The sequence below is a fragment of the Paenibacillus sp. TC-CSREp1 genome, assembly GCF_050171015.1.
GTDB classification, from domain to species: Bacteria; Bacillota; Bacilli; order Paenibacillales; family Paenibacillaceae; genus Paenibacillus; species Paenibacillus silvae.
Window position 1 is genome coordinate 174,720 of record NZ_JBNOKM010000001.1, and the last position, 12,504, is coordinate 187,223.

The 12,504-nt window shown below is 50.1% G+C and carries 11 protein-coding genes; all 11 read right to left on the reverse strand.

The features are described 5' to 3' along the window. Positions 1 to 13: 13 nt before the first annotated feature. The 11 genes from rsmB to dapF all read right to left on the reverse strand — a co-directional run bounded on the left by rsmB (position 14) and on the right by dapF (position 12,251). Positions 14 to 1,375, reverse strand: coding sequence for a 16S rRNA (cytosine(967)-C(5))-methyltransferase RsmB (rsmB, locus tag ACQSGY_RS00825; protein ID WP_427050315.1), 1,362 nt, complete (start codon positions 1,373 to 1,375; stop codon positions 14 to 16). 119 nt (positions 1,376 to 1,494) lie between these two features. Then, entirely contained in the window at positions 1,495 to 2,454 is a 960-nt protein-coding gene (gene fmt / locus ACQSGY_RS00830) for a methionyl-tRNA formyltransferase (protein WP_253299273.1), read from the reverse strand. 12 nt (positions 2,455 to 2,466) lie between these two features. Continuing rightward, the gene (gene def, locus ACQSGY_RS00835; protein ID WP_110898580.1) at positions 2,467 to 2,955 is read right to left on the reverse strand and encodes a peptide deformylase; all 489 of its coding nucleotides are present in this window, start codon (positions 2,953 to 2,955) and stop codon (positions 2,467 to 2,469) included. Between the two features lie 154 nt (positions 2,956 to 3,109). Next, positions 3,110 to 5,659 carry a primosomal protein N' gene (priA, locus tag ACQSGY_RS00840; protein WP_427050316.1) on the reverse strand — a complete coding sequence of 850 codons (2,550 nt, stop codon included), beginning with the start codon at positions 5,657 to 5,659 and terminating at the stop codon, positions 3,110 to 3,112. Positions 5,660 to 5,662: 3 nt separating this feature from the next. Beyond that, positions 5,663 to 6,928, reverse strand: coding sequence for a bifunctional phosphopantothenoylcysteine decarboxylase/phosphopantothenate--cysteine ligase CoaBC (gene coaBC / locus ACQSGY_RS00845; RefSeq protein ID WP_427050317.1), 1,266 nt, complete (start codon positions 6,926 to 6,928; stop codon positions 5,663 to 5,665). Between the two features lie 157 nt (positions 6,929 to 7,085). Continuing rightward, entirely contained in the window at positions 7,086 to 7,298 is a 213-nt protein-coding gene (gene rpoZ / locus ACQSGY_RS00850) for a DNA-directed RNA polymerase subunit omega (protein WP_110898577.1), read from the reverse strand. Between the two features lie 159 nt (positions 7,299 to 7,457). Then, a complete protein-coding gene (gene gmk, locus ACQSGY_RS00855) occupies positions 7,458 to 8,030 on the reverse strand; it encodes a guanylate kinase (RefSeq protein WP_110898576.1) in 573 nt (190 codons plus the stop codon). Positions 8,031 to 8,043: 13 nt separating this feature from the next. Next, positions 8,044 to 8,304, reverse strand: coding sequence for an extracellular matrix/biofilm regulator RemA (gene remA / locus ACQSGY_RS00860; protein ID WP_006209218.1), 261 nt, complete (start codon positions 8,302 to 8,304; stop codon positions 8,044 to 8,046). Positions 8,305 to 8,355: 51 nt separating this feature from the next. After that, entirely contained in the window at positions 8,356 to 9,255 is a 900-nt protein-coding gene (locus ACQSGY_RS00865; protein WP_111271060.1) for a YicC/YloC family endoribonuclease, read from the reverse strand. A gap of 19 nt (positions 9,256 to 9,274) precedes the next feature. Further along, positions 9,275 to 11,164: a bifunctional homocysteine S-methyltransferase/methylenetetrahydrofolate reductase gene (locus ACQSGY_RS00870; protein ID WP_427050318.1), complete on the reverse strand. Its 1,890-nt coding sequence runs from the start codon at positions 11,162 to 11,164 to the stop codon at positions 9,275 to 9,277. 253 nt (positions 11,165 to 11,417) lie between these two features. Continuing rightward, the gene (dapF, locus tag ACQSGY_RS00875; protein ID WP_111271062.1) at positions 11,418 to 12,251 is read right to left on the reverse strand and encodes a diaminopimelate epimerase; all 834 of its coding nucleotides are present in this window, start codon (positions 12,249 to 12,251) and stop codon (positions 11,418 to 11,420) included. Positions 12,252 to 12,504 lie beyond the last annotated feature (253 nt).

Below are 12,504 nucleotides of genomic sequence, written 5' to 3' on the forward strand. Positions count from 1 at the left end.
CTTTATTAAACGGCTAATTAACGGTTCTTGTCAACCTTGCGATGTAAAAGCCGTCACTGTGAGCATACTGCGGCAGAATCTGAACGCCACCGTTCACAGCTTGCCAGCTGCTGGTTTCGGGCTGCGACCAATTAGACGTTTCCATAGCCTGAAATTCAGGATGACGGCTCAAAAAGTCAGCTACCATATCTTCATTCTCGGCTGATTCAATGGTACATGTGCTGTACACCAGAATGCCGCCCGGTTTGAGCAGCGGCGCTACACAATCCAGCAGCTCGCGCTGGAGGCTCGAGATATCCTCGATATCCGATGCCGACTTGCTCCATTTTACATCCGGCTTGCGACGAATTACGCCCAAACCGGAGCAAGGTGCATCCAGCAAAATCCGGTCAAATGAAGCTTCGGGGTAGCGCTTGTTTAAATCAAGTGCATCTCCCGTTACCGCATCAATACAACCAAGTCCGAGACGTTCGGCCTGCTCCAGAATAAGCTCGCGTTTATGTGCATGAACATCGTTAGCTATAATATGACCGCGATCCTGCATCTTCTCCGCCATATGTGCTGTTTTCCCGCCCGGAGCTGCACAGCAGTCCAATACACGCTGTCCTTCTTCAGGAGCCACAGCTTCGGCAACCAGCATAGAGCTTTCGTCTTGCACGGAGAACAGTCCATCCCGATACCAGGACGTTAGCGCCATATTACCGCCACTTCGCACGAGAATGCCATCTTGACTAAGACGTGAAGCCTCAACAACTGCTCCGCTCCTCGCCATTTCCTCCATCATCTTCTCCCGTGTGGTCATCGTCGTATTCACACGCACGCTCACGGCTGGAGGTTCATTATTTGCCCGGCAAATGGCTTCTGTCGTCTCTTCGCCGTACTGACGAATCCAGCGTTCTACCATCCACAGCGGATGAGAATGCTCCAGCGAAATCCTTTCAGCAGCAGGCAGATGTGAAGGGATGTGCAGCTGCTCCCGATTACGAATCATATTCCGCAGCACACCGTTCACCATACCGGAGATTCCCTGATGACCCAGCTTCTTCGCCAAATTCACAGCTTCACTCACAACGGCATGTTCCGGAATTCGATCCAGATAGATGATCTGATAGACACTGATTCGAAGCAGGCTTCGTACCCAAGGCTGTAATTTGGCTACGCCTTTGGCAACAAAACGCTCCAGATAATAATCAATGGTATTTCGTCTTGCTATCGTTCCGTATACCAGCTCGGTAGCAAGTCCTGCATCTGCAGCACTAAGCTCCGCTTCCTTGAGACGGCGATTTAATTCCAGATTGCTGTAAGCCCCGTCCTGCTCAACAGCGCTTAACACTTTGACAGCAAGCGCGCGTGCAGAAACTTTCGGCTTCTGCATACGCGTGCTGCTGCTACTCGCATTTTTGGCACCTTTATCCGAAGAGCGGTTTGCCCTAATGTTACTTTTTGACTTAATGTAACTTTGTGACTTATCGTTATTTCCTGATTTATTGCCACTCATCGCAGCACCGTTCCAGGCTTCAATGTTCCGCCACGAGCAAAGTCAGCGGCCTGCATTACCTTTTTACCGGCAGGTTGTACCTCTGTCAGCCATAAGGAGCCATTCCCTGTCTGCACTTCAATACCCGTTTTGTTCAACTGCAGCACCGTTCCCGGCTCGGCTTGTCCAATGCCAGACACAGCAGAACTCTCCGTCTGAGCTTGCGCGGGATTAGCCGCAGCCCAAACTTTGAATACCTGATCGTCCCACATCGTAAATGCCCCTGAGAAAGGCACAAGGCCGCGAATCTGGTTGAACAATTCACGTGAAGTGCGACTCCAGTCGAGCTTCTCGTCTTCACGGGTCAGATTACGAGCATATGAAGCCTCGCTATCGTCCTGAGGCACAGCTGTCGTTTCACCAGCGATCAGGCGCGGCATTTCTGCCTGAAGCAGCCTGGAGCCTGCCTCACTGAGCTTTGCAAACATCGTACCCGAAGTATCTTCATCTGTAATGGGCACTTCCACCCGAGAGATCATATCTCCGGTATCCAGTCCTTCTGCCATATACATCAGTGTGACACCTGTCACCGATTCTCCGTTAATAATAGAGCGCTGTATCGGTGCTCCTCCCCGGTACTTCGGCAAGAGAGAACCGTGAACGTTCACGCAGCCACGAATGGGCATATCCAATACCGCTTTGGGCAGGATCTGTCCAAATGCGGCCGTTACAATCAGATCTGGCTTCCATTCCGCAAGACGGGCTACTGCTTCCGGGTCACGTAGCTTGACTGGCTGAAACACCGGTAGACCGTAGCGTTCAGCTGCTGCTTTGACCGGCGTTGGTGTCAGCACTTTTTTACGTCCCTGCGGTTTGTCAGGCTGGGTTACCACCCCTACGACATGGTAACCTTCGGCCATCAGCATATCCAGGGAAGGCACAGCAAATTCAGGTGTTCCCATAAAAACGATATTCAAATCGATCACTCCTTAATTACGACGCGGTCCAGTCTGATCGGCTGCAATTTCATATACTTTCTCGGCGATATCGGTGAAAAGCACACCGTTCAGATGGTCAATTTCGTGCTGGAACGCACGGGACAACAGGCCACTGCCTGTAATGATCAGCTCTTTACCTTCACGATCGAGCCCTTTAACTGTTACCGTCTCATAGCGACGGACATCACCGTTAATTCCAGGAATACTCAGGCAGCCTTCCGGTCCGAACTGTTCACCTTCACTGGAAATAATCTCGGGATTAATCATTTTGATCAATCCTTGCTCATCCCCTGCGTCAATGACGATCAAACGTTTCAGTATGCCCACCTGTGGAGCAGCAAGACCTACGCCTTCTGCATCATACATCGTATCTGCCATATCATCCAGCAGCTTCTGCACATTAGGTGTAACCTTGGTTACCTCCTTGGCTCTCTTGTGTAGCACCTCATCTGGTTCTTTAACGATAATACGAATCGACATGTAGTAAGCACCTTCCTAATTCTTATCTTGTTTTCTAAAAATCATTTCTGCTTGTTTTCTCGGCAATCAACTTTATTTCATATGCTGGTTATAATCTATGTTTATACCGCTTGTTCACATCCACATTTTTTTGTATATAAAAAGCTGTGAAATGTTACATTAACATCTGCGGGTCTACATCAAGACTAATGAGCAACTTTTGGGCCTGAACATCATCATCCATGTGCCGGGCCGTTGCCAGAGCCAGACCGATCGCGTCCACATCCCCACGCCATTTTATCATACATTGGAATCGGTATCTATTCTTGATCCGCGGGATCGGCGAAGCGACAGGCCCAAGCACATCAAAGGCATCGTTGCTGAAACGGTCAAGACTGCCCAGCCAGCCAGCTGCATTTGCCTTCTCTTTCAGCAATCGGGTGTAGTTCTCGGCCAGTCGGATCAATACCGGGAGCTGTTCATGGGAGAACGTCACCAGAATCAGACGGCAATACGGCGGATACTGTAAAGTTCTGCGATGCAGGAGTTCCTCCCGTACAAAGGATACGTAATCATGCTGGCTTGCATGTCCAATCGAATAATGTTCAGGCGTATACGACTGTACGAACACTTCACCTGGCAATTGATGACGGCCCGCCCGGCCCGCCACTTGCGTCAACAACTGGAACGTCTTCTCTGCAGCACGAAAATCAGGCAAATTCAGCGCTGAGTCCGCGGTGATTACACCCACCAGAGTCACATCGGGGAAATCGAGTCCTTTGGCAACCATCTGGGTCCCAAGCAGGACATCGGCCTTTTTCTCCCGAAACTGCTTTAACAGCTTTTCATGCGAACCCTTTTCGGTAGTGGTGTCCACATCCATTCGAATGACACGAATCCCGGGGAAAAGCTTGGCCAGCTCTTCCTCCACCCGCTGTGTTCCTGTACCAAAGTACCTGATATGCTCGCTTCCGCAATCGGGGCAGGTTTCAGGTGCAGCCTCCGCATAACCGCAATAGTGACAGCGCAGATTGTTGGAGCGCTGATGATACGTCAAGGAGATATCACATTCAGGACAACCGGCCACATATCCGCAGCTGCGGCACATCACAAACGTGGAATATCCGCGGCGATTCAGCAGCAGCACCGTCTGTTCTCCGCGCTCCATCCGCTCCTCGATTCCTTTGTGCAGCGCCCTGCTGAACATGGAACGATTGCCTTCCTTCAGTTCTTCGCGCATATCAATGATACGGACGGTTGGCAGGTTGTTCCCAAGCGCCCTTGTGGGCATTTCCAGCAAAAGCGGAGCAAACTCGTCATTGCTCTGCGAGCGCGCAGCATAATAACTCTCAAGCGAAGGAGTGGCGGAGCCGAGAACAACCACGGCCTGATGCTGCTGTGCTCTTTTGACAGCGACATCCCGCGCATGATATTTAGGCGTCTCCTCCTGCTTGTACGAGGTTTCATGCTCCTCATCCATAATAATCAGTCCCAGCCGGCTAAAGGGAGCGAATACCGCAGAACGTGCGCCAATCGCCACCTTGACCTGACCTTCACGAATTTTGCGCCATTCATCATAACGCTCACCGCCGGAAAGTCGGCTGTGCATGACCGCTACCTGATCGCCAAAACGTCCCTTGAAACGCTCCACCATCTGTGGCGTAAGGGCAATCTCAGGCACCAGCACAATCGCCTGCCTGTCCTGATTAATACATTGCTGGATCGTCTGCAGATACACTTCTGTTTTGCCGCTGCCTGTAACCCCATGCAATAGAAAAACGCCGTGACGATGTTCCTGCAAACGGCCGTTTATGCTGGCATAAACACCTTGCTGCTCATCGGTCAATGCCAGTGGTTCTGTTGGTTTAAAACGTCTGCCTTGATACGGATCGCGGAAAACCTCCACATCCTCCGTAACAACCAGTCCTTTGTCCTCAAGCCCTTTGACGGTTGCCGCTGATACTTGCAAAGTAGCCAGCACTTCTTTCATAGGCATAGGCAGCAAGTCCTTCATCTCCAGCAAAAAAGAAAGAATTTCCTTCTGTCGCTGTGCCTTGGCCGGGAACGAATCAAGCGCCTCTTCTGCGGCAGCAATATCTACAGCCAGATTGACGGATTTCATCGTTTTTTTGCTAAGCTTGTCCTTGATCGCCTGACTTTCCAGCAGAACACCACTCAGCAGCAGCTTTTTGATCAAAGCGGCATGATTCGGATATTTCCGGCTTAATTGCTGCAGTGGAACCTGCCCCCTGTTTTGCACAAAACGAATAATATCCTGCTGCACCTTCTCGGCGCTCGACTCTTCTCCCCACACAAACAACACGTCTTCGTCAGAGGTTTTATCCAAGGCACGCCCATCCAGCGCATCTCCCAGCGAAATATAACGCTCGGCTTTTCCTTTCAGCGCCGTAGGCACCATCACCTGCAAGGACAAAATGCGATTGCTCGCATAACGCTCGCTCATCCATTCTGCCAACTCTACCAGGTCCTTCGAAAGTGGCGGCACAATGTCCAGCAGCTCCTGAATAGGCTTCAGCCTGAATGATTCCTCACCTGTGCGCGGAACCAGATCAACGACAAATCCCTGCACCGTGCGATGTCCAAAAGGTACACCTACCCTGCTTCCTACCTCAATCCATTCCTTCATGGAGTCGGGAACCAGGTAATCGAAAGGCCGGTCGGTCTGCTTCACAGGCACATCGACAATGACCTTGGCAATCTCCATCTATCAATTCCTCCCGGCAATGCGCTCTGCCGCAATTCGAAGCAAGCGATGCGCCACATCTTGCTTGGACATCAATTCAAGCTCCTCTACCAATCCATCCCGGTCATAAATATGAACCGCATTGGTGTCTGTCCCGAATCCGGCTCCCGAACGGGTGACATCATTGGCTACGATCAGATCACAATTTTTCCGTTCCAGCTTCTCACGTGCATATATTTCCAGCGACTGCGTCTCAGCGGCAAAACCGATCAAATACTGATGGGTTTTCCGTTTGCCCAGCGTCTCCAGAATATCTATATTTTTCACAAGCTCCAGTGACAGTGTGTCACCTGTCTTCTTGATCTTCTCTGTGTAAACTTCCTTTGGTCGATAATCAGCGACAGCCGCTGCTTTAATAACGATATCCGCATCCTGCCACTCCTTGGATACCGCTTCATACATATCCTGCGCGGACTGCACGGGGATAACCTCCACCTGCTCCGGCGGCTGCGCCTGTGTATTGCCCATCACAAGCTTTACATCGGCGCCCAGATCACGCGCGGCAGCGGCGATGGCAAAGCCCATTTTCCCCGATGAGTCGTTGGTAATATAACGAACGGGATCAATTCGCTCAACTGTACCGCCAGCGGTAACCACGACCTTTTTTCCTTTTAAAAGCAAATCCTGGCCTTGTGTCTGAACCTCGCTCAGAGCTTGCTCCGAACGTCTCATCGAAGGAACATTACGCTGCGCAAAGAAACGCTCCACCACGTCGACAATCGTCTCCGGTTCTTCCAAACGCCCCTTGCCAACATAACCGCAGGCCAGCAGCCCTTCGCCGGGTTCAATCATTAATGCGCCTCGTTCAACGAGCAGATTCATATTTTGCTTGACCGCCGGATGATCGTACATATGTACATTCATGGCCGGTGCAATCATTACAGGTGCAGTGGTAGCAAGCAAAGTGGTTGTCAGCATATCATCAGCCATTCCATGTGCCATCTTGGCAATGACATTGGCAGTCGCAGGAGCGACCAGCACAAGATCGGCCAGATCAGCCAGATGAATATGAGATACCACAGCCGGTTCCCGTTCATCAAATGTATCTGTGTACACCGGGTTACGGGTTAATGTCTGCAGCGTTAATTCGGTTATAAACTGTGTTGCAGAAGCCGTCATAATAACGTGAACATCCGCTCCCTTCTGCACCAGCTTGCTGCATAATGTTGCCGCCTTGTAAGCCGCTATGCCACCTGTTACGCCGAGCACAATTCTTTTACCGTTCAACATGTGTATATCCCCCGATCATGTTAGGACGTCGATATCAATAAAAAATAACAGTCTTTAAATAAGGATTAAAGGCTTATTCGTAAAAAAATAACAACCTCGCGGTTGTCAAAATAATTTGGGCTTTCGCCGTATGCAGTTGAAGAGCAGCCGCCAGGGCTTACTCTTCTTCTTCATCCTGTCCTTTGAGTACAACCAGATGATCTCCGTAGATTTCTTCCAGTGCAACGCCAACCTGTTTATGGGATTTTGCGTTTCTCAGCTCGGATTTTTCGCCTTCGCGAAGTTGTCTGGCACGGCGGGAAGCAGCGACAACCAGGGAATACTTGCTGTCAACTTTATTCATCATTTCATCAATTGAAGGATACAGCATATTAATAAAACACCTCTTTGCTTTAGTATAATCACAAGTTGCCGCCGGACAGAGCCTTTATGTTGCGCGTCTTCACATCAAGGCATGCGGGCTTAACCCATCCTTAACATGATATGACAACTGCCCCATGAATATCGCTGTATACGGCGGCAAAAGGGATTATTTATTGATCTTACAATGTTCGGCAATAATGATGCTTTCTATTCGCTTGCAAGCGAGTTCGATTTCATCATTTACCACCGCATAATCATACTGTTCCAGCAGATTGATCTCATCCACCGCAACGGACATCCGGTGATCAATCGTCGCCTGACTTTCCGTACCACGGCCCTGAATGCGATCCTTCAGCTCGTCCAGAGAAGGCGGAAGCAGGAACACAAAGATTCCTTCCGGAAATTTCTCCTTCACTTTGAGCGCACCCTGAACTTCAATCTCCAGAATGATATCGCGGCCTTCGTTAATTGTTTTCTCCACAAAATCACGCGGAGTACCGTAATAATTGCCTACATATTCCGCATGCTCCAGCAGTTGATCCTCGGCAATCATCTTCAGAAACTCATCATGCGAGTGAAAAAAATAGTTTACCCCATGCTCTTCACCCAAACGTGGCTGACGCGTGGTTGCTGATACCGAATACGTCAGATTCGGCACCCGTTTACGCAGCTCGCTGCATACTGTACCCTTCCCGACCCCGGATGGGCCGGACAACACTATCAGTAATCCCTTAGACATATTACACTCCATTTTATTCGTCGTTATCATCATCTTTCGAAGAAAGACGATGGGCGACCGTTTCAGGCTGAACTGCAGACAGAATAACGTGATCGCTATCCGTAATAATAACGGCACGGGTACGTCTTCCGTAAGTTGCATCTATCAGCATGTGACGATCTCTTGCCTCTTGTATAATTCTCTTGATCGGCGCCGATTCCGGACTCACGATGGATATAATCCGGTTCGCCGATACGATGTTACCGAATCCAATGTTAATGAGTTTGATTGCCATAATCAGGTTCTTCCCCCTATACATGCGACTCTTCTGCCGAAATTTGGCCGTTCATTCGATGTTCGCTGCTTGCTCACGAATCTTCTCCAGCTCCGCCTTCATCTCGACAACACGGTTCACCAGAGCCAAGTGGTTGGCTTTTGATCCAATCGTATTGACTTCCCGATTCATCTCCTGAATCAAAAAGTCCAGCTTGCGGCCTACCGGGTCCTCGCTCTTCAGCAATTCCCTGCTCTGTCCAAAATGACTGAGTAAACGTGTAAGCTCCTCTTCAATGTTGGAACGATCCGCAAACACTGCGATTTCCATACCCAATTTATGCTCATCAAAAGGGAAAGAGCCCTCTTCCTGCATTTCCGTAAGCCGCTGCCTTAACTTGTTGCGGTAATCACTTACCACCGTTGGCGCAAGCGCGAGCATCTCGGTATGCAGTGACTCCAGACGGGTAATCCGCCGTTCCAGATCAGTGGCCAGATGAAGACCTTCGCGAGCGCGCATCTGCTCCAGACTGGAGAGAGCCTCATTCAAACCTGCATGCAAAACCTGCTCCCATTCATGCTTCTGTTCATCTGGCACGAAGCTCGTCCCGTCCGACTGAACCATGACATCCGGCAGCCCCAGCATATCCACAATGCTTGGTTTGCCCTGCAGTCCAAATTGACGTTCCAGCTGCTCTGCAGCCTGCAGATAGGCCCTGACCGCCTGCTCATTCAGAACAGCGGGAAGAGCCTGGTCTTCCTCTTTTTCTTTCATTACATAAACATCAATCCGCCCTCGTTTCAAGCGGCTCTGTACGATCTTCCTCAAACCATCCTCATAGTACGTCCACTCTCTCGGCAGGCGCATCATGACTTCACAATAACGATGATTGACTGATTTGATCTCCAATTGTACCTTGTAGCCGCCAAAATGAAAGGCGGATTGACCGTATCCGGTCATACTGAATGACATCGGCATCACATCCGTTTTACTATTGTAATTGATTATTAGGGTGGAAACAAGTAGGACATTGATGCTCCGATTTCTCCCAGACATATTGGGTCAGCTCGGCGGTCATGCCATAGAACATAAACGGAGTCATCAAATAGATCCCCTTGAAATGCTCTGTAGCTATATCCAGCAGTTCTTTCGCAATCGTTACTCCCATCGCACGGCCCTCTTCGCCTTCAAGTCCTGCCATCCGAGAGCGCACCTCATCCGACAGCTGAATCCCGGGAACCTCATTGTGCAAATACTCCGCGTTACGTCCGCTTGCCAGCGGCATAACACCGACAAAAATAGGAATATTCAGATGTTTGGTTGCCTCACTCATCTTTACGATCAGTTCCGGATCATATACAGGCTGTGTCATAATATAGTCTGCCCCGGAGGCAATTTTCTTCTCAAGCCGCTGCACCGCTTTGTCCAGATGTTTAACATTTGGATTAAACGCGGCACCAATTACAAAACCGGCCTTCTGTTTCAACGGTTTACCCGAGAAGGCTACACCATCATTCAGCTGTTTGATCATTCGTATAATCTCAAATGAGGTCAGGTCGTACACCGAGCTGGAACCAGGTAAATCACCGAATCTGGCAGGATCACCGGTTACCGCCAGCACATGATTAATGCCCAGCGCATCGAATCCCATCATATGGGACTGGGTGCCGATGAGATTACGGTCACGGCAGGCAATATGCACAAGTGCACGCAGACCGGTGCGGTCCTGAACCAGATGTCCGAGGGCCATGTTGCTCATGCGGGTCACGGCAAGAGAGTTGTCCGCCAGCGTCAGTGCATCTGCTCCGGCAGCTTTCAGCGTTTCAGCACCCTTCATGAACTTGGCAATGTCCAGATCACGCGGCGGGTCAAGCTCAACAATGACCGTATGGCGCTGCTTGACCAGATCCACAATCGTTGGCTGTCCCCCGCGCCCTGCACGTTCATCCAAATTCTCATGAAGCACGATTCGCGGCTGGCTCTCGGCTGGATCAGGCTCAGCAATCGGCAGCGGTACATACTCCGCAAGCGCTTGTTTGATGGCTGTAATATGATCAGGCGTTGTACCGCAGCATCCACCGATAATACGGGCACCAAGGTCTGCAAACTGTACGGCAGTTTGGCCAAAATATTCAGGAGTTGCGCCATAACGGAACTGACCGTCCACATAATCTGCCGCACCCGCATTCGGATACACGGACATCGGGACACCGATGCGACCAGATACGGTTTCCATCGCACGCATAATCCCGTTCGGACCAGAACGACAGTTGAAGCCGATGACGTCAGCTCCCTGCTCGCGCATAATGCGAAAGGCTTCAGGCATCGTGAAACCGTCCAGTGTATGCCCCACATCTTCCACAGCGAACTGCCCGATAACCGGAAGATCGCTCAGTTTACGCGCCTGCAGAAGAGCAATGTCCATCTCTTCAATATCATAAAAGGTTTCGAGCAGTATGCCGTCCACACCTTCATCCAGCAAAGCAGAAATTTGCTGCTGATAGAAGCGCTTCAATTCACTGGTAGACACGTTCGTTCGTTTGCCGCCGCGAATAGAGCCCACAGCGCCGAGAACGTATCCGTCTGTACCGGCCACTTCCTTTGCGATGCGTACACCTGCACGGTTCACTTCCTCGACTCTGGACTCCAGTCCAAACTTGGACAACTTGTCAAAATTGGCCGAGTATGTGTTCGTCTCAAAGATCTCTGTGCCAGCATCCCGATAACGGCGATGCACGTCTGCCACAACTTCCGGTGAAATCAAGTTCAATTCTTCATAGGAAATCCCAACCGGGAATCCCATTTGATATAGAAACGTTCCCATGGCCCCATCACCAACAAGAACACGTTGTTTCATTGCAGTGCGTAAATCCGCCTTCATCCCATTTCCCCCCGCCTAGCTGTGATCATTTCATACTAATGTAACACAAAAAACGCTAAAAAACGAAGAAAAACACAGGATTTTGCTGTTTGTCCGGCTCCAGTGGACATTCCTGCTATTGAGCCTCTGAAAGCGCCCTTGAGGGGTGTACAGAAGAGGTTAACACTACGAGTAAAAAAAGAGGCCCGCAGGCCTCCGTGATCATTAATCTCATCGTACGAACTTGATTATTGATTTCATCGTATGAACTTGATTATGAAGTAACTCCCTTGAAAACAACTTCGGCTGGTCCAGTCATATAGACGTGGTTATCTGCCTCGCTCCACTCAATGTTGAGGTCTCCGCCCTTCAGACTGATTACAGCCGTGCGGTCTGTATGACCGTTCAGCACGGATGACACGAGTGTTGCACAGGCGCCTGTTCCACAAGCCAGCGTTGGTCCTGCTCCGCGCTCCCACACTCGCATGTCTACATATCCTCGGTCGCGTACAGTCGCGAATTCAACATTGATTTTTTTCGGGAACATCGGATGCACTTCAAGCAGCGGCCCCCAGGTCGTCAGATCAAAGTTCACTGCATCATCCACATAGATAACTGCGTGAGGGTTGCCCATAGATACCGCCGTAAATTTGAATGCATGTCCATTGGCTTCAATGTAATGATCAACTACAGGATTCGCATCTACTGTGGTTGGCACCTGAAGACCATCGAGGATTGGCTCGCCCATATCTACCCGCACCGTTTCCACTTTGCCATCACGCAGGTTGAGGGTCACAGGCTGTACCCCGGCGCCGATCGTTTCAATGGTAATCTGTTCACGGTCAACATGACCGTGGTCGTATACGTACTTGGACACGCAGCGAATAGCATTGCCGCACTGCTCCGCTTCCGAGCCGTCCGAGTTCATAATACGCATCTGAAAATCTGCCTTCTCAGAAGGAAGTATATATACCAGGCCGTCCGCTCCGATGCCGAAGAAGCGATTGCACCATTTTACCGCAAGCTCAGCCGCATCTGAAGGAAGCTCCTTTTCACCAAATACAATAATAAAATCGTTGCCCAATCCGTGCATTTTCGTAAATTCCATATCCTTGCCCACTCCTTTTGGCAGTCTGCTGCCAAAGCTTTAGTTTATAAATTATTCTCTCTTATTGAGGTTGTTACAGTCAAACCCGATTGAAGCTCTTACAGTCAAAACCGATTGAGGGTGTTACCCGTAAAACCAGGAAGCTTTCTTTGATCCACGTTCATGCATACAAAAAAGCTATCCTGCAAAATGTCAAAGCTCTCGCTTTGAATCATTTTGAGGATAGCATACCGAAACAGCTCAGGAATTACTA